The sequence below is a fragment of the Pristimantibacillus sp. Z349TD_6 genome, from assembly GCF_056173205.1.
Genome location: NZ_CM149662.1, coordinates 3,555,024 through 3,572,088 on the forward strand (window position 1 = coordinate 3,555,024; position 17,065 = coordinate 3,572,088).

Consider the following 17,065-nt stretch of genomic DNA (forward strand, 5'->3'; position numbering starts at 1 on the left):
AGGGGGACGCTTTTTTTTGTTGCGATTAGAATGATGCAGCCATGGAACCGGATACTACGAGGAGTCGTCACCTATAAGAATCGAAGCATGGAGAGGGGAACAACATCATGAATCAGAAAAAAACAGGGCATTTGTCGTGGAAAATCGTGGCCGCGATGCTAGTGTTCGTATTGACGCTGGCAGGCTGCGGCGGTGGCGCTGGGAACAAGGGCGAACAGCCGAAAGAGCAAGAGGGAACAGCGGACAAGCCGCTAGAGAAGGTACAGGTTGTACTCGACTGGACACCAAATACGAATCATACCGGACTTTATGTAGCTAGAGATAAAGGTTTTTTTAAGGAGCAAGGCCTGGATGTTGAAATTATTCAACCAGGACAAAGCGGTGCCGATCAAATGGTCGCTTCGGGCAATGTGCAGTTTGGCGTAAGCTATCAGGAGTCAGTCACGATGGCGAGAATTGCCGGCGTGCCGCTCGTATCGATCGCCGCTGTCATTCAGCACAACACCTCAGGTTTTGCTTCTCCGCTAGCAAAGGGAATCGATTCACCTGAGAAATTTGAAGGGAAAACGTATGGCGGCTGGGGCGCTCCTGTTGAAGAGGCGGTCATTCAATCGCTTATGCAGGAGAAGGGCGCAGATGTGAGCAAAGTAAATATGATAAGCATCGGCGACGGCGACTTCTTTACGGCAGTGAAACGGGATATTGATTTTGCATGGATTTACTACGCATGGACTGGCGTGGAAGCAGAGCTGCGCGGCGAGAAGATCAATATGGTTTATTTAACAGACTACAGCGACAAACTGGATTATTATACGCCGGTAATCGTGACGAACGAAGATTTGATTAAGAATAAGCCGGAAACCGTCAAAGCGTTTACTGCTGCCGTATCCAAAGGCTATCAATACGCGATCAGCAATGCGGAGGATGCAGCAGAAATTTTAATAAAAGCTGAGCCGGATTTGAACGCTGAGCTTGTGCGCGCCAGCCAAAAATGGTTAAGCTCCAAATATCAAGATGACGCGCCGCGCTGGGGCGAACAGAAGTTGAGCGTATGGGAAAACTATGCGGCATGGATGTTTGAGCACAAGCTGCTGGAGAAGGAGCTTGAAGCAGAGAAGGCATTTACGAACGAGTTTTTACCACAATAAGCAATTCGAACATACGGAGGGCGGGAAAGCCCGCTCTCACATACAACAAAGAGAGAAGGAAATCCGATGGCTAATGCATTAGTAAGCATTCAAATTTTACCAACAACGCCAGGCGGCGAGAGCGTTATTCCCTACGTAGATCGTGCCATTGATATTATTAAAGCGGCAGGTGTTCCTTACCGAGTAGCACCGCTTGAAACGACGATGGAGGGTGAGCTGAGCCATCTGCTCAGCGTCGTGCAGTCGATGAGCGAGGCGATGGCGGAGATGGGCTGCCCGTCCGTTATTTCACAAATTAAAATTTACTATAATCCGGCAAACGGCGCTTCCATGGGCAGGCTGCTGGAGAAATATCCAGATGGGCAATAAGAAATCGATTTGGTCGAAAATATGGAAACCGGCAGCGCTGCTGATCGTGCTGATTGCCTGTTGGCAGGCAGCTGCATCGCTTGGATTATTTCAACAATGGCTCATTCCTTCTCCGATATCAATCGTGAAGGGAGCTATCGCTATTTGGCCGAGGTTGATGATGCATACGGGAGCAACAGTGCAGCTGACACTTATCGGCTTTTTAGGAGGATCGGCGGTGGGCTTATTGCTCGCCGCTTTGCTGCATTTAATTCCCGGCGTTCGATCGGCGGTATATCCACTGCTCGTGCTATCGCAAAACGTACCCATCATAGCGATTGCTCCAATTTTGACGATGCTGCTAGGCTATGGCATGCTGCCAAAGGCGCTGCTGGTCATCATGGTATGTTTTTTCCCCATCACGGTTGCCATGCTGAGCGGGCTTATGAATACCGATGCACAGCTTCGCAACTATTTGCAAATGATCGGTATTCGCAAATGGCAGCTGTTTTGGAAACTAGAGCTTCCTCATGCGATTGTTCATTTGTTTTCCGGCTTGAAGATTGCGGCTTCATATAGCGTGTTAAGTGCGGTTGTTGCCGAATGGCTTGGTACAAACAAGGGTCTTGGCTCATTTATGCTTATTTCGTCCAAAGGTTTTATGCCAGATCGTGTATTTGCGGCAGTTGCCATCATCGTTGCGCTGAGCTTGACTTTATTTGGTTTAGTAACGTTAGCGGAGCGTCTTGTCATACGTTGGCGCCCTGAGAAAGAGGTGAGCTGACAGTGGTCAAACGTGATGAGCATCAATCAGTGACGCTTCAAACGCAAAATATTCGAATGAAGTTTGGTAAAGGACAGATGAGCAAAGAGGTGCTTGGCGGGTTATCCATCTCAATAGCAGATGGGGAGTTCGTATCGATTGTAGGGCCGTCCGGCAGCGGTAAAACAACCTTGTTTCAAATTATCGGCGGTCTGGAACGTCCTACGGAAGGCGAAATTTGGATCGATGGCAAGCAAACGACGGGTGAATGCGGACATATTTCCTATATGCCGCAGCAATCGTCGCTGCTTCCATGGCAAACCGTTGCCGGCAATATAGAGTTGTCGCTTACGATCTCTGGCATTGATAAAAAACTCGCGAAGGCAAGGACAAAGGAATGGCTCGAGCGAATCGGGCTGCAGGAATATGCGGATTCTTATCCGCATGTGCTGTCTGGAGGGATGCAGCAGCGGGTTTCTTTTCTCCGGGCACTGCTTGCTCCTCAGAATCTCATGCTGCTAGATGAACCGTTTGGCGCATTGGACGCTTTGACGCGGCAGCAAATGCAGCAGTGGCTTATGTCGATCTGGGAGCTGAACCGAAGATCGGTGCTGCTCGTTACTCATAGTATTGAAGAGGCTTTGTTTCTATCGGATCGGATTATTGTGCTGTCTCCATCGCCGGCAGTGGTGCTGGAGGAATTTCAAGTGCCATTCGAGCGTCCGCGTCATGAGTCATTATGGACAGACCCACGGTTTTATGCGATGAAGCAGCGCATTTATGATCTGCTTAAGACGGGTGCGAAGGAAGGAAACGTATAGATGGCGATACAAACAAGCAATGATCCGCGCGAAGGGCAATTGTACTCGGAATCTTCTCAGCAGGAAGGCACATGCATAGACGCACATATTCATATTGATTTGTATGAAGCAGAGCAGCGTGATGAGCTTCTAGAGCGTGTGTTCGCAGAAGGTGTAGCAGCTGTGATTGCCGTATCTATGCATTTGGAATCGTCTATTGTGAACCGTGACATTGCCCTGCGTTACGCAGGACGTGTGCACCCTGCTTATGGTTTCCACCCAGAGCAGCCCATACCTGCCGATAAGGAGCTTGATGAGCTGTTCGATTGGATTCGTTTGCGTCATGAAGCAGGGGAACGGTTTGCAATTGGCGAAGTAGGGCTGCCGTATTATACGCGAACAGAAGCGCAGCAAGCTGGGGGAAATATCGTTTTTGATGAGAATCCATACCTGCAGCTGCTGGATCGTTTTGCTGCGCTGGCCGCCGAACTGGATCGTCCAATTGTACTGCACGCAGTATATGAGGATGCCGGTAAAGCTTGCGACATATTGGAGCGGCATGGCGTTCGCAGAGCGCATTTTCATTGGTTCAAGGGCGATGCTGAGGTTATCCGCCGCATGGCGGCAAGCGGCTACATGGTGTCAATAACGCCAGACGTCGCTTACGAGGCAGAAATACAGCAGCTTGTAAGGGAGTATCCCATTGAGCTGCTGATGGTAGAGACGGATGGGCCATGGCCGTTTGAGGAAATCTATGCGGGTCAGCAGACGCGGCCTGCAATGGCTGCAGATGCTGCAAAGCATATTGCGAAAATAAAGCAGCTGCCAGCTGTGCAGGTTGCGGAAATAATGCTAGCCAATACGCGCCGCTTTTATGGACTCCTATAGTATTCCATTCATACAGAAAAGGCCGCTCCATCAGAATGAATAATCTGAGGATGCGGCCCTTTTATATTTAAAATACAAAAAAACATATAGGTAGAGACAGCCTTTCATACCACTTTGTCCATTGCCACTTGCGCTTTCACAGCATACAAAGATAAGGACAGGGTAATAGATGGCAAGCCAAAGTGGACAGCAGAAAGGAGACAGACGATGGCACAGCTGACGAAACAACAATTTATTGAACAATTAGCTCCGACGGTTATAAGAATAAGGCGAGAAGGATCAACGATGTTTCCTTCCGTACGTTTAGCGCAAAATGTACTCGAAACCGGCGGTGTTATTCACCCGTGGTACAACTTAGGCGGTATCAAGGTGGGCAGTGGACAGACGAATGCATATTGGCACGGAGAAGCAGTCGTAAAAGGAACATGGGAGGTCGTCGATGGCCGAAGCGAGAGTACGCGCGCTGCCTTCCGAGCCTATGAGAGCGTCTATCATTTTTATAAGGATCTAGATTTACTGCTGGCTACTTCGCGTTATGAGCGAGTTCGCAAGGCAGTGACGCCAGAACAGCAAGCTGACATGCTGTACGCATGCGGCTATGCGACAGATCCGGCTTATCCAGCCAAATTAAAAGCCATTATTACGCAGTATGGTTTGAAAAAATATGATGTTTTAGGAAGCACGCCGCTGCCTAAGCCAGAGAAGCTGAAGGATGCAGAGCTTGTTGTTGTATTGTACAAGGGAGAAGTTATTTCAGACGGCTACTTGCTCAAGGGTACAACTTGGGTACCGGCAAGGCTGCTTGGTGAAGCGCTTGGAGCGAAGATTGATTGGACGGGGAAAAAGGTTACCGTAAACGGCAAAGAGCTCGACTCGATTTTGTCCGAAGCAACAGGTTATGTACAAATACGGGATCTGTCCGCAGAGCTTGGGTTAACTGCTAGTTGGGAGCCGGCTGCGCGAGTCATCTTACTGTCGCAGGTGAAAGCAGGCAGTTAGTTAAGCGATTTAAGCTTCTGCCATCCTCTATAAAATAAGCAAGAAGCCAGCGGATCATCCGTTGGCTTCTCTTTTTGTGGTGCAGTTTAGAAATCATGCTATGGAATGAGCAGTTTATTTGCCTTTCTTGGATGCAGCCCAAAAAGCGAGTACGACAAGGGGGATAAAAATGTACCACGGAATGGTAATTGTACCGCCAACAATAACAGCGAGCACCATCACGATCAAGACACCGAGAATAATGTAAAGACAGCCTCTGCCGAACGTTTCCATCATTAATCGCCTCCTAAAGCTTAGGTTTTGCCGGTGCAAAACCTCCTTCGCAAGCAGTCACTTCTTGAGAGTATATTCGGTAATAACGTTTTTATGGGTGATATGGTTCCAAAAATTGAAGGGACAAAGAGGCTGCTGTATGAAACCAAACGGCCCAAAACAAACAAAAAAATGACCCGCATCGCTGCGGGCCGGTGTCCTAGATCTATATATCAACAGTGGGGTTGATGTCTCTAAGTATAAAAAACGAACCTTAACGCAGCATTAAAAATGTTTGTCGGTTTGTTTACAATAGCGCTCATTACGAATGGCTGGAATCGTCCAATAGGTTGCGATTCTCCAGATCCATTCCATCGGTCCCATTTTGAAAAAGGAGAGCCAGATCATACTGAATAACATTTGGATAATATAAATGCCGATGCAAAGCAGAGTCGTTTGAATAGGGCTAAGCATGCCTTTTAAATTAAAAAATGCTGCTGCCAAAAGCACGATAATCGTTTGCCCTAAATAGTTGGTTAAAGCCATTTGGCCATAGGCGCTTAAAGGTTTGAGCAGCGTACGAATAAATGGATGCTGAACAGCCCGTACAAGAGTAGTGACATAAAATAAAGCGACAAGAAGACCTATAAATGCAGCTGCTCCTTGGTAAATTTGCATCAACATCATATCAGATGAAGAACTGCCTTCTTCAATCACCATAACATTTTGCTCGGGAAGTATACGGCACTGGATAAAGACACCAATAGCGGCCATTGCAAAAGAGATCCAATGCAGCTTGCGGATTGCAGATTTTGACTCTGCAAGACGTTGAAACACCTTATACTGTCCAGCGGTAAGCCCAAGCAGAAACAAGGGTAGAATAAGCAATAGTTTGCCTCCTAGAAAGGCGGCAGGAAGTATAAGCGCTAAAGCGATAATCAAATTGATTTTTGGTTTAAGCTTGTAGAAAGGAAGAAGGATAAAGCCGGCAATTGCGTAAAGAAACAAGGCCTCTCCAGGATGAAATTTCTGATGAACAAATCCTATGGCTAGCAAAAAAATAAGCCGGCGAATAAATAAAAGGTAGCCGTTATTGCCTTTCTCGATCGCTCTAGATAGAAATAAATAAAAGCCTACGCCGAATAAAAAGGTGAATATGACATAGAAACGCGATTCTACCGTTAAATCGAGGATACGAGACATATACCAATTAGCAGTCCCCGCTTCAGCTGGCGCTACGTTAAGAAGGGGCAAAATATTGACAAGCAGAATGCCAATTAAAGCAAAACCTCGCAAATAATCAAGCGTTTCAATTCGTTTGTTTCCAGAAATGGGGTTCAAGCAGCATGCACTCCTAATCTTTACTTTGAATATAAAATGGTTTGGATTTATTTTAAAAGGAATCTTTCCCTGTGAAAATTACAACTATTATTACAGCAGCGACAGTTCTTATCGTTTTTAACCATTGATTCATAAGTTGTTGCCTCCTCTGATGTTCAATAATCTATTTCCTATCATAAATAAAAAAACGATAGGCAGCCATCGATTAGAGTGACATTAAAGGTGACAAGATTGTAAGATGCATTGTAAGTGGAAACAGAAATAGGACGGAGCAGATTAAGCAGCTGCTCCGTCCTATTTTTAAGTAAACTGACTAATGTATCTGGTTATTGTTTGGAACAAAACGTCCATGCTCCGGAACTGCAATTTCTTTAAATTTTTTCGTTAGGAGCTTGAGATTATCAGACAAGGTTGCGCCAAACATCGGTTCCCCGTGACCGGTAATCGCCAAATTCGGATTCAGATCTTTGAGAGTTCTAACGGATTGCTCGGCGGCTTTCCAATTAGTCGTAAAGTATTTAGGGGGACCGCTAATTTCCTGCTCCTGTGTGATGACCTTATATAGCGATTCCTGCTTAACTGTTGCAAATGCATCACCAGCAATCAAAGTGCCATCCTCAGGACGGAAAAATGAAGTATGTCCTGGTGTATGCCCCGGCGTATGAATATACTTCCAGCCTGGCATCCCCGGCACGCTGCCGTCTGTTGGAAAGGGATGTACTTTGTCGTCGAGGTGAATTCCTTTATGGGGGAAGAAGGTAGAAAGCTCAGATAAGAGACCGCCATGTACAGAGGAGTCCGCGGGCGGATAATCGGATTCTCCGGTCAAATAGGGCAGCTCCAGCTTGTGCGCGTACACGGGCACATTCCAGTGTTCGATCAATTCAATAATGGCACCAACATGATCGAAATGGCCATGAGTAAGCAGAATCGCTTGAGGAGCAGAATCAAAGCGTTCCTCTGCTTCTTTAATAATTTTATGGGCGGATCCTGGCATGCCTGCATCAATAAGAGCCCATCCAGCTTCTGGTTTCTTCGGATCGCCAACAAAACAAATATTGACGAATTGGATTGAGTAACAATAAACATCAGGCCGATAAGCAAGTCCATTTCCACTAGCGGAAGTCGTTATCGGCACAAAAGAATGCTCGAATGAGCTCTCCAACGTAAAACGCCTCCTTTTTCATCATTCTCTTGTATAAACTGTCCAATTGACTATTGGTTATGCTTTTGGCTTAAGCAGATCTTTATTTTTAGAATGAAATAATAGCGATTGGTACAAATTAAGGTGCATTATTTCTAGGAGGTGATGGTCGTGGAGAAAACGTATGATTTACCCAAATTTCCGGAGTCTTATTGGTCAGAAACGTCGAGTCGGCAATCTTCATACGCCATACTTGAAGAAAATATAGAGGTCGATATTGCCGTCGTTGGAGGCGGGATTTCGGGTGTAACAGCTGCTTATTTATTAGCTCAGGAAGGGTTTAAAGTTGCCCTCATAGAAGCGGGTCAGCTTCTTAATGGAACAACGGCGCATACAACTGCAAAGATAACAGCGCAGCATGATCTTATTTATGATGAACTTATGCAGAAAGCTGGAGCGGAAAAGGCAGCATTATATTACAAAGCGAACAATGACGCCCTTCAATTCATTAAGGAAACGATCAAGCTGCATAAAATGGAATGCGGGTTTTCCGTACAGGACGCGTATGTTTATACCGATTCAGAGGCATACATAACTAAGCTTGAGAACGAGATGTCTGCTTATTCGTCGCTCGGCATTCCTGGCTCTTTCACGGATCAAATTCCTTTGCAGATCCCAGTCAAAGCGGCTGTCATCATGCAGGATCAAGCGCAGTTTCATCCATTGCAATATTTGTATGAGCTTGTACGGAAGTTCGTAGAAGCAGGTGGATTTATTTATGAGAAAACGACAGCTATTGATGTAGAAACAGGCCCATTGCCGGAAGTGATTACAAGCAAAGGACACCGAATCAAATGTAAGCATGTCGTATCTTGTACTCATTTTCCATTCTTTGATGGGCATGGATTTTATTTCTCAAGAATGCATGCAGATCGTTCCTATGTACTCGGCATTCATGTTGAGGATGACATTAAAGACGGCATGTACATAAGCGCTGAGGACCCGAAGCGCTCCATTCGCTATGTAGAAACGTCGAAAAACACAAGGCTGCTCCTCATTGGTGGTCAAAGCCATAAAACAGGCCAAGGGATTTGTACAATTAATTATTATGAGGAGCTGAAAAGATACGCAGTGCAGCATTTTCGGATAAAGGAAATTGCGTATCGTTGGTCGGCCCAGGATCTTGTTACTGGTGATAAAATTCCGTATATTGGCCGAATAACGGAATCTTCCACTAATGTTTTTGTTGCGACAGGCTATCGTAAATGGGGCATGACGAATGGTACAGCCGCCGCTTTACTTATTAGAGATTTAATTATGAAGAAGAATAATGCATATGAGGAGCTTTATGCGCCTTCACGCTCGATGTCGCTCGGAACGATTGCGAATCTTATTGTAGATAACGCCGATGTGGCGAAGCATCTTATCGCGGGCAAACTCGAAATGGCTCATAAGCGTCCGGAGGATTTGGCACTGGATGAAGGCAGTGTCGTGCTTTTGCATGGAAAAAGAGCAGGAGCTTACAAATCAGAAGATGGAAAATTATTTCTCGTGGATACAACCTGCACACATATGGGCTGTGAAGTGGAATGGAATAATGGGGATCGCACATGGGATTGTCCTTGTCATGGCTCAAGATTTGCGATTAATGGCGATGTGATGGAGGGGCCAGCAGAAGAGCCTTTAAAAACCTTGCATCTTCGGCATTAAAAATGAACCCAGATACGTCAAACCATTCCAAATAAGAAAGGAGTACATCTGTGAAAAAAAAGTGGGACTTAGCAGCTTTAGCATCCATTCCATTAATTATGACGCTCGCTAACTCAATGTTGATTCCCGTATTGCCCTTAATGAAGAAAAAACTGAATATCTCTTCTGTGCAGTCGAGCTTAATCATAACGGTTTATGCTGCAGTCTCGATTATTTGTATTCCAATTGCTGGATATCTGTCAGATCGTTACGGACGGAAAATAGTCATTATTATAGGCTTGTCCATAGCAGCGATCGGAGGACTAATATCAGGCTTAGCAGCATGGTTGATGCATTCCCACGTTTATGCGGTCATTTTGGCAGGTCGATTTATACAAGGGATTGGGGCTGCAGGTGCTTTTCCAATTGTCCTTCCGTTAGTAGGCGACATGTTCGAGAGCGAGGAGGAAGTAAGCAGCGGACTCGGGATGATTGAAACCTCCAATACATTTGGAAAAGTGCTCAGTCCGGTATTAGGTTCGGCGCTTGCCCTTGTTATATGGTATTTGCCGCTCGCTGTTATTCCGTTCATATCTTTAATTTCAATCATTGGGGTTATTTTCCTTGTAAAGGAGCCTAAATCAAAGCAAAAGAAAAAAGAAGAGAGCAGTTTAAAGAAGTTTTTTCAATCCATTAAATCGATACTCGCTGAGAAGGGCCACTGGCTTTATGCAACCTTTGCCATCGGTGGTCTTGCAATGTTCATTATGTTCGGATTTCTATATTACTTGTCATCAGTCTTAGAGGACCATTACAAAATCGAAGGCATTTGGAAAGGATTGCTGCTAGCTATTCCTTTAAGCGCCATATGCCTTGCTTCGTTTATCACTGGAAAAATTGTAGGTGAAAACAAAGCGAAAATGAAGTGGTTTATTGTCATTGGCACTGCTGTACTTGCGGGGATGATGCTGGTTTGTGGAATCATCAATACAAAAGGGATATTTTTTCTAATTACCTTTATGTTTATAAGCGGAGCAGGTATTGGATTAGCCTTGCCGAGCTTGGACGCTTTAATAACGGAAGGGATAGAGAAAAAACAGCGAGGCACCATTACCTCGCTGTATAGCAGCACACGTTTTATAGGCGTAGCCGTAGGTCCATTGATTGCATCAGTATTGCTCAAAAACGAAGCATTGTTATTTTATTTGTTTGCGGGATTTGCATTGCTTTGCTCCATACTAGCCTTGCTGACCATTAAGCCTAGCAAGCAAAAATCGGCGTCGTGAGAAGGATTATCTATGATCAGCTGCACGAAGCATTTCGAGGATGGGTTAGCTGCATGCTATCCCATCTTTATCACGATCCAATTTCAAGGAGTATCCGGGGTCTCCTTTATGTAAAGGCGCGGCTCCAGCTGCTTTAGCCGCTGCACAATTGGCATAATAAACGGTTTCTTCTGTTGGCTTCGGCTGCTCCATCGCTTCATCAACAACGAATAATACACGCGTTCCGTCCTCTAAATCAGTCAAAAGATTTCCAATCCACGAACCAGCGCCGCGATTATCCTTAGGAGAAACATAAGCGATATCCGCACCAGCACCGCCTTCTTTGCACATGGCCATCGGCCATTCATCTCGATCATAGCCCTTTTTGGTTGGAATACCCCGTAACGAGGCTTCACGATTAGCGTTAGCGCCATCTCGATCGATCGTACAAACCGCAGAAGCACCTGCATGAATGGCTGCTGCAATATGCGCCATCGTCTCTGGATAACGATCAGTAGGCAAATGAATCGTCATCCCATACTCTGAAGCAGTGGGAGCCGGGTTTGAATCAGAACTGATAATGAATTGTCCGCATCCTGTGAGGATAAGCGTGAGGGTGAGTAATGCGACTAACAATGATCTCATGATGTGTCTCCATTTCTAGTCATTTGAAACCATCATACAATACAGCTTGCAGTCGCGGATAGGATGAGGTTTACAATACTGTGCAAAAACGGATAATTTCGAATACAAAATGAATTTAGCGGAGAAAAAAAGAAGACCTATCGAGTAGGTCTTCGGAGGAAGTGTATGAGGATAATTTAGCAGCTCAGTGTTTAGAGGGTTATCTGCCGTAACCGCCGAATGCACCACAAGTGCAAGCGATAATAACCAACAAGATGAAAAGGACCAGAATCGTACCAGTGTTAGTGAAAGCACCGCCAACGTGACCGGACATTTTTCATAGCACCTCCTTTGAATTGAAGATTCTATAGGTTATGCTCCACTTTTTCTTTTTGATTGGGTGTTTGTCATAGAGACATTTTATATATGTCACTAGCCTATGAGAGCCTTTTGTGATGGAGAATTTGGAGATTTATTAGGAATTCAGCATATGGGATATGCTTTATTTTAAAACGTGTGCAGAAGGATTAGAGATATCCTTATTTTCAATGAGCTGCAATAAAAGGTCAAAAAATTGTTGACGCTGCTCAGTGGAGAAGTTGCTTAATAATTGCTCTGCAATTTCAGCTTGAAATGTTAGAACTTGACTTATATTCGCTTGCGCGAGTTCTGTGAGCTCTAACAGCGTAGCTCGACGATCAGTCGGATCGGGGATTCGGATAAGAAGTTTATCCCGTTCCAGAGCATCAACAAAATCGGTAACGGTACGCGCTTTAATGCCTAGTTCAGATGCTAGTTCATTCATGCGAATTTTCCCGGCTTTGTAGACGACAGATAGAAGGCGCAGCCTTGGGCCGGTAATTTGATAAGGCATGTTAAGCGCGGATAATTGTGTTTCAAATTCTCTTTGAATATAGTGTGTTGCCCTCATTAATACATGAATGATGTCTATGGGTACCGGATTGTCCGAGTGTGTAAACATAATTGCCTCCTTGTTCGACGTATAATCGGTATCGCCGAGCTGTTTATTTTCTATTTTAGCTGATAGTTTTCAAGTTGCAAAACTTCGCATACGTTATTAGCTAATAACAGCTATCTCATTATTTCATATCTTGACACCTCTCATATTAGTGTGTATCCTCAGTAATATAATATAGTGAGGATACTCACTAAAATGGAAGGCAATTTAATATAGGATCAAAATGATAATTATTGGAGGGAATAGCATGGTTGGTTCGGAATTTAAAAATGGGGACAAGCTGCTGCGAGTACTCGTTGTTACTTTAATATTTTCAGTCATGAATGGCACGATGTTTAATGTGGCTCTTCCGGCAATCGGAGAGGAGTTTAATCTGATTCCTTCACAAGTGAGCTGGATTATGACGTCGTATATGGTGTTATATGCGATTGGATCAATCGTGTTTGGGAAACTAGCGGACAAATATCGTTTAAAGGATTTGCTGACGTATGGACTCATCGTCTTTGCTCTCGGCTCGCTCATCGGATTGCTTGCTACCGAGTATTGGATGATTATTGCCGGTCGCATTCTGCAAGCGGCTGGCGCTTCGGTGCTTCCAGCTACAGCTATGATTATACCCATTCGATATTTCTCGCCTGAGAAGAGGGGGAGGGCACTAGGGACCTCAGCCATTGGGCTTGCATTAGGAAGTGCGATGGGGCCAGTAGTAGCAGGATTAATTACAAGTATAGGAAACTGGAGGCTTTTGTTTGTTATATCGCTGCTTCCGTTACTCACACTTCCTTTCTTTCGTAAATATTTGGATCATTCGAGAGGCACTGCGGGGAAAATAGATTTTATTGGCGGTGGCTTGCTTGCTGCGGCGGTTGCGTTCTTCTTGCTTGCGATTACGCAGAGCAGCGGCTTACTCTTCGCAGCGGGGATTGTGCTGCTCGTTTTATTTATTATCCGGATTAGGACTACGGACAATCCCTTTATTCAGCCAAGACTATTTCGTAACAAAAATTACTCTATTGGGTTGTTTATAGCTTTCATAACGACAGCGATGAGCTTCAGTTTAACGTTTATGTCACCGCAATTTTTAACAGCATTAAATCATTTATCGCCTAGCAGCATTGGTTTTGTCCTGTTTCCAGCAGCGATTGCTTCCGCGATCATGGGACGCAGGGGCGGCAAATTGGCTGACGAACGCGGCAACTTTACACTCGTTTCTATCGCAGCTTTGTTAATTTTCTCATGCTTCGTGCTTTTATCTACATTTATTGGAGTGTCTCCGTACGTGATAGCGCTCATACTCATAGCGGGCAATGTTGGACAAACCTTCATGCAAATTGCGATGTCGAATACGATATCTCGGACGTTACCGAAAGAAGAGACGGGTGTAGGCATGGGATTGTTATCGATGATCAACTTTATCTCTGGTGCCATTGCGATGAGCCTAATTGGCAAATTGCTTGATAAAGGTTCATCATCCTTTCACTTAAATCCGATTGTGACGAATTCAACAGCGTATGTGTACAGTAATATTTTTGTTGTACTAAGTATTGTAATAGTTGTTGCAATCGTTATATATCGTCTGCAGTTTGGAGCAGCTAAAGCTGTTGCACGAGCAAATCAATAATTTTTACTAGCGTAGTATCAAACAACGAAATAAATAAATGAAGCAAAGCCTTCCATGGATTGAATTCACTGGAGAATCTAAAAAAATAAAGTAACAGCATTCATAAGAAATAGGGGTGCTCGCCAAGTAGGTTTTCCTACTAGGGGAGCACCCCTTTGTTCGATTTATAATGGCATTGTCCATACAATTTCAGCGATTCGGACGCAAGCCTGACGGCTGTGTAATTGCAGGAGCACATGGTCTGGTTTTACGTCAATGATAGATCCTTCGATTGCTCCCCTCGTTGTCTCGAGTAATACGCAGCGACCAGTTAAGCGCATGAGGGCTTCTACTACATAAGGATCAATGGCCGATACAGTTTGAATTTGAACAGGATTACTCTGAACTGGACTGACGTTGCTCGGTTGATACAAATTATCCACTCCTTAAATATAGGTTCTAACCCATCATATGCAGATGTCTAGTTCATGGAGTGGGCTAAAACGCTGTATCATTATTCGATTCGTTTGACATGCATTTAAGTAATAAATTAGGTATAACATACTATTTTTAAAAAACCGATAATACTAAAATATGAGAACTACAGTAGATACAGGGGGAAAAAGATTGAGAATTACAAAGGAATCACTGGCTGAAAGAATTAATTTAATTTCGGAGAGAGCAAAAGAGTACGATAATATTGGCGTCTTGATCATAAGTAAATGCCAATCACTGTACTAGGAGTTAGATAAGATTAAAGAAACGGATTCTGCAAAGCTAGAACGAAAACTAACCTTGTTTAAATTCAATCTTGATAAAATGGACATTATTTTAGCAGACCATAAAAGCGGGAAAAACCTAGCATACGGCAGCTTATCTACACGTTTAAACTTAAATGTAACCTACATATTATTAGTTTTCTGTATATTGATATACTCGGGTCTTTTTGTATTTATCGATTCCTATAATAGTGCTGATCCTATGCAAAATATAAATGTTTATGTAACAAATTATTTAAAATATTTTCTCGTTAGCGTTATGGGGGCGCTATTATACTTCATAACGGACTCCATGGTCGTTTACAGTAAAAGCATGACTAGAATACTCGTAGCGATGTTTATACCCGTATTGTTTTTAGGAGTACTATTTACGCCAGGCGAGACTCAAAACTTGGATTTGAGCAGTACAAATGTGATGTTATTTTTATTTGGTTACTCCTCCAATTTAATTTCTATTTTACTGAATAAAGCGATTAAAAAAGTTGAACAGTTGTTTAATGTTCAACAATAAATGAAAAGCGGACGTACTATAAGTAGTTATGTTCGCTGGAGCAGCTGCTCGATTTGAACAAAAAAGCTGAATAACATTAAATAATAGCGGTGCTGGGGGTTATGCCTGCATCGCTGGTTATTCTTTATCCAAACCTGACGGCAATCACGTTCGGATTCATTTCACTCATTCGTCTCACTGATCTCACCGAAATCGTATAACATCCTAAACTCACATCTATCTCTAACGAACTGTATCCTGCTTATTTAGCATAAAACTGCCTTTCTGAAGCTTTAACGAACCGTATAGACGTTATAGCTTGCTGAAGAGGGTGTTAAGCGTTATTTTTGTCCAAATAACGTCTCTGGAGTTCGTTAAAATTTTAATTCCTTATAAATGGGTTGAATAAGAACTGCTGAGTTCGTTAGCTATAGGTCTAGTAGGAGAGAGCATAGTGAAATCAAAGAAAATCCTTATCAACCAAACAAAGTAAGGGCTTTTCCAAACGTAGATAGATCTACTTCTGAGCAAGCCCTCTTTGTTTTGGTTACGTAACGATGATTTTTTGCTGACGCTTGCTACATTATCGGGTATTGAAGAACTAACTTTGCACTTTTTTATCTTAATCATCACTATGAACATCAGCGACTTCTTTTTCTTGCTTTTCTTCAAGAAACTCCATTAACGCAGAATATGATCAAGAGATCTGAGTCCATGAGTGATCAGATCCTTAGATTAATTTTATAAATCGATGTACTGATCCTTATTAAAGACAGGTAATACCTAAACCGAAATCATTTTCAGCATAAAAAATGTAAATATGAGCACCATAATTATTGGGCAATAAAGCACTATAACAATAATTATTGGAGGTTCATTCAATGAGCGTTAAAAAGGAAGCTGCTGATCTTCTAGAAAATCAACAATTGCAGCAAGCACAGCAAGAGGTTCAAGTGGCGCATCAATTGATGCAAGTAGAGAGTCAACAATTACTAGAAGCGGAGCAGCTCCTGCAAACGGAGATTCAACATGTTTTACAGGCTCAACAACAAGTGAAACAAGAACAACAAGATATTCAAGCAGCACAACAATTACTACAACAAGCACAAGCTGCTGCTATCGCTTCTCAAAACAATCCACTTCAAGACTCCAAAGAGCTAAAGTGTTGAAACGTAATAGCAATGGCAATTAAATAAGTGAAGATGAAAGGCCTTCGGATAAATCTGTGGGCTCTTTCGTGTGTTCGTGATCAAGATTCGTGTGATTCGTGTGGTAGGGGACATATGTAGGATTATTTAACTATGAAGCTGGTTCATATTGAAAATCAAGATTCTGAGTCGTCTTGTTTTGCTATTTTAATAAAATTTAAAACGATAACTATTAACTGTAATGTTAATAGAAAAAATTCGAATACATAATTTCTACTTCTCTTTCTATTTCTACTCATCGCAATGCCTTCTCTCGAAAAATTCTTTGATAATTCCACTAAATTTTAACATACCAAACAAAGTAAGAATACACAATTTGAGCAAAAATAGGCTGATAATGTTGGACTGATGTAGAATCAGAAATTGAGACTTCATCTAAAGTGTTACATCGTTAGAACCGGAACGAGAAGATACTAAAAAAAAGGGCCCCGATGAAGAGCCAATTCATAAATCAAATCATAAATAAAAATTATGCTATCCGCGTTGTAACAGTAAATAGCCGGATACAGCTGTTGTTCTCTTACTAACTACTACAATAAAGCCGTTCTTTTTCAAGCATTTTATTGCAGGGATAAGGAGCGAGCCTGAAGTTAGTTTGCTTTCACAAGGTTTAGCACTGCCGATGACACGGGAAGCAGTAATCCTGCGAGCAGAACCGGGAATAAGCGGGTTTCTTGTCCAGGATACTAATACTAAATCAGGTTCTAAAGGAATACCTACAGAAGACATATCTATCACCTCGCTTTCA

Annotated in this window: 19 protein-coding genes and 1 pseudogene; 11 read left to right on the forward strand and 9 right to left on the reverse strand. The window is 43.3% G+C overall.

Annotated elements, in window-relative coordinates; all coding sequences use genetic code 11:
- Positions 1-107 precede the first annotated feature (107 nt).
- From AC0VYE_RS15220 to AC0VYE_RS15245, 6 genes are all read left to right on the forward strand, one after another.
- Entirely contained in the window at positions 108-1,148 is a 1,041-nt protein-coding gene (locus AC0VYE_RS15220) for an ABC transporter substrate-binding protein (protein ID WP_475448960.1), read from the forward strand.
- Positions 1,149-1,214: 66 nt separating this feature from the next.
- Entirely contained in the window at positions 1,215-1,517 is a 303-nt protein-coding gene (locus AC0VYE_RS15225) for a thiamine-binding protein (protein ID WP_076268307.1), read from the forward strand.
- Complete coding sequence (locus tag AC0VYE_RS15230; protein WP_076268308.1) at positions 1,507-2,280, forward strand: ABC transporter permease; 774 nt, start codon at positions 1,507-1,509, stop codon at positions 2,278-2,280. Before AC0VYE_RS15225 ends, AC0VYE_RS15230 begins: the two co-directional genes overlap by 11 nt.
- Positions 2,281-2,282: 2 nt before the next feature.
- Positions 2,283-3,080 carry an ABC transporter ATP-binding protein gene (locus tag AC0VYE_RS15235; protein ID WP_475448962.1) on the forward strand — a complete coding sequence of 266 codons (798 nt, stop codon included), beginning with the start codon at positions 2,283-2,285 and terminating at the stop codon, positions 3,078-3,080.
- Positions 3,081-3,947, forward strand: a complete 867-nt coding sequence (locus tag AC0VYE_RS15240; protein ID WP_475448964.1) for a TatD family hydrolase — start codon at positions 3,081-3,083, stop codon at positions 3,945-3,947. It begins immediately after the preceding gene.
- 207 nt (positions 3,948-4,154) lie between these two features.
- Positions 4,155-4,946 (forward strand): glucosaminidase domain-containing protein, encoded by a 792-nt coding sequence (locus tag AC0VYE_RS15245; RefSeq protein ID WP_475448966.1) that lies wholly within the window; start codon positions 4,155-4,157, stop codon positions 4,944-4,946.
- Between the two features lie 114 nt (positions 4,947-5,060).
- Here AC0VYE_RS15245 and AC0VYE_RS15250 read toward each other — a convergent pair whose 3' ends face one another.
- The 3 genes from AC0VYE_RS15250 to AC0VYE_RS15260 all read right to left on the reverse strand — a co-directional run bounded on the left by AC0VYE_RS15250 (position 5,061) and on the right by AC0VYE_RS15260 (position 7,704).
- Positions 5,061-5,222, reverse strand: coding sequence for a hypothetical protein (locus tag AC0VYE_RS15250; RefSeq protein WP_179089800.1), 162 nt, complete (start codon positions 5,220-5,222; stop codon positions 5,061-5,063).
- A 261-nt stretch (positions 5,223-5,483) separates the two neighbouring features.
- Entirely contained in the window at positions 5,484-6,539 is a 1,056-nt protein-coding gene (locus AC0VYE_RS15255; RefSeq protein ID WP_475448968.1) for a DUF418 domain-containing protein, read from the reverse strand.
- Positions 6,540-6,852: 313 nt separating this feature from the next.
- Positions 6,853-7,704 carry an MBL fold metallo-hydrolase gene (locus AC0VYE_RS15260; RefSeq protein WP_475448970.1) on the reverse strand — a complete coding sequence of 284 codons (852 nt, stop codon included), beginning with the start codon at positions 7,702-7,704 and terminating at the stop codon, positions 6,853-6,855.
- 150 nt (positions 7,705-7,854) lie between these two features.
- On the opposite strand from AC0VYE_RS15260, the gene AC0VYE_RS15265 reads away from it, so the two are divergent.
- Entirely contained in the window at positions 7,855-9,393 is a 1,539-nt protein-coding gene (locus tag AC0VYE_RS15265; RefSeq protein WP_475448971.1) for an FAD-dependent oxidoreductase, read from the forward strand.
- A 50-nt stretch (positions 9,394-9,443) separates the two neighbouring features.
- The gene (locus tag AC0VYE_RS15270; protein ID WP_076268313.1) at positions 9,444-10,658 is read left to right on the forward strand and encodes an MFS transporter; all 1,215 of its coding nucleotides are present in this window, start codon (positions 9,444-9,446) and stop codon (positions 10,656-10,658) included.
- Positions 10,659-10,703: 45 nt separating this feature from the next.
- Here the strand turns inward: AC0VYE_RS15270 and AC0VYE_RS15275 are convergent, their stop codons facing one another.
- The 4 genes and pseudogenes from AC0VYE_RS15275 to AC0VYE_RS15290 form a co-directional block, all read right to left on the reverse strand.
- On the reverse strand, positions 10,704-10,850 hold the full coding sequence (locus AC0VYE_RS15275) for an excalibur calcium-binding domain-containing protein (RefSeq protein ID WP_256710905.1): 147 nt from the start codon (positions 10,848-10,850) through the stop codon (positions 10,704-10,706).
- Positions 10,851-10,859: 9 nt separating this feature from the next.
- Positions 10,860-11,282, reverse strand: a pseudogene (locus AC0VYE_RS15280) (NucA/NucB deoxyribonuclease domain-containing protein); the annotation flags it as partial.
- A gap of 199 nt (positions 11,283-11,481) precedes the next feature.
- A complete protein-coding gene (locus AC0VYE_RS15285) occupies positions 11,482-11,595 on the reverse strand; it encodes a sporulation protein YjcZ (RefSeq protein ID WP_083681988.1) in 114 nt (37 codons plus the stop codon).
- 168 nt (positions 11,596-11,763) lie between these two features.
- Positions 11,764-12,243, reverse strand: coding sequence for a MarR family winged helix-turn-helix transcriptional regulator (locus AC0VYE_RS15290; protein ID WP_475448974.1), 480 nt, complete (start codon positions 12,241-12,243; stop codon positions 11,764-11,766).
- A gap of 244 nt (positions 12,244-12,487) precedes the next feature.
- Between AC0VYE_RS15290 and AC0VYE_RS15295 the strand changes: the two genes are divergently transcribed.
- Complete coding sequence (locus tag AC0VYE_RS15295; RefSeq protein ID WP_475448976.1) at positions 12,488-13,861, forward strand: MFS transporter; 1,374 nt, start codon at positions 12,488-12,490, stop codon at positions 13,859-13,861.
- A 164-nt stretch (positions 13,862-14,025) separates the two neighbouring features.
- On the opposite strand, the gene AC0VYE_RS15300 is transcribed toward AC0VYE_RS15295, so the two are convergent.
- Positions 14,026-14,274 carry a DUF2642 domain-containing protein gene (locus AC0VYE_RS15300; protein WP_339208868.1) on the reverse strand — a complete coding sequence of 83 codons (249 nt, stop codon included), beginning with the start codon at positions 14,272-14,274 and terminating at the stop codon, positions 14,026-14,028.
- A gap of 547 nt (positions 14,275-14,821) precedes the next feature.
- Between AC0VYE_RS15300 and AC0VYE_RS15305 the strand changes: the two genes are divergently transcribed.
- Complete coding sequence (locus tag AC0VYE_RS15305; RefSeq protein ID WP_475448978.1) at positions 14,822-15,130, forward strand: hypothetical protein; 309 nt, start codon at positions 14,822-14,824, stop codon at positions 15,128-15,130.
- 860 nt (positions 15,131-15,990) lie between these two features.
- Positions 15,991-16,278, forward strand: coding sequence for a hypothetical protein (locus AC0VYE_RS15310; RefSeq protein ID WP_475448980.1), 288 nt, complete (start codon positions 15,991-15,993; stop codon positions 16,276-16,278).
- A gap of 513 nt (positions 16,279-16,791) precedes the next feature.
- Here AC0VYE_RS15310 and AC0VYE_RS15315 read toward each other — a convergent pair.
- Complete coding sequence (locus AC0VYE_RS15315) at positions 16,792-17,046, reverse strand: hypothetical protein (protein ID WP_076268320.1); 255 nt, start codon at positions 17,044-17,046, stop codon at positions 16,792-16,794.
- Positions 17,047-17,065 lie beyond the last annotated feature (19 nt).

What these genes read in the sequence shown, in the direction of transcription:
- AC0VYE_RS15245 (WP_475448966.1), top strand. Translation starts at nt 4,155, where the DNA reads ATGGCACAGCTGACGAAACAACAATTTATTGAACAATTAGCTCCGACG.
- AC0VYE_RS15285 (WP_083681988.1), bottom strand. Translation starts at nt 11,595, where the DNA reads ATGTCCGGTCACGTTGGCGGTGCTTTCACTAACACTGGTACGATTCTG.
- AC0VYE_RS15290 (WP_475448974.1), bottom strand. Translation starts at nt 12,243, where the DNA reads ATGTTTACACACTCGGACAATCCGGTACCCATAGACATCATTCATGTA.
- AC0VYE_RS15315 (WP_076268320.1), bottom strand. Translation starts at nt 17,046, where the DNA reads ATGTCTTCTGTAGGTATTCCTTTAGAACCTGATTTAGTATTAGTATCC.
- AC0VYE_RS15240 (WP_475448964.1), top strand. Translation starts at nt 3,081, where the DNA reads ATGGCGATACAAACAAGCAATGATCCGCGCGAAGGGCAATTGTACTCG.
- AC0VYE_RS15295 (WP_475448976.1), top strand. Translation starts at nt 12,488, where the DNA reads ATGGTTGGTTCGGAATTTAAAAATGGGGACAAGCTGCTGCGAGTACTC.
- AC0VYE_RS15305 (WP_475448978.1), top strand. Translation starts at nt 14,822, where the DNA reads ATGCAAAATATAAATGTTTATGTAACAAATTATTTAAAATATTTTCTC.
- AC0VYE_RS15230 (WP_076268308.1), top strand. Translation starts at nt 1,507, where the DNA reads ATGGGCAATAAGAAATCGATTTGGTCGAAAATATGGAAACCGGCAGCG.
- AC0VYE_RS15275 (WP_256710905.1), bottom strand. Translation starts at nt 10,850, where the DNA reads ATGGAGCAGCCGAAGCCAACAGAAGAAACCGTTTATTATGCCAATTGT.
- AC0VYE_RS15250 (WP_179089800.1), bottom strand. Translation starts at nt 5,222, where the DNA reads ATGATGGAAACGTTCGGCAGAGGCTGTCTTTACATTATTCTCGGTGTC.
- AC0VYE_RS15225 (WP_076268307.1), top strand. Translation starts at nt 1,215, where the DNA reads ATGGCTAATGCATTAGTAAGCATTCAAATTTTACCAACAACGCCAGGC.
- AC0VYE_RS15220 (WP_475448960.1), top strand. Translation starts at nt 108, where the DNA reads ATGAATCAGAAAAAAACAGGGCATTTGTCGTGGAAAATCGTGGCCGCG.
- AC0VYE_RS15310 (WP_475448980.1), top strand. Translation starts at nt 15,991, where the DNA reads ATGAGCGTTAAAAAGGAAGCTGCTGATCTTCTAGAAAATCAACAATTG.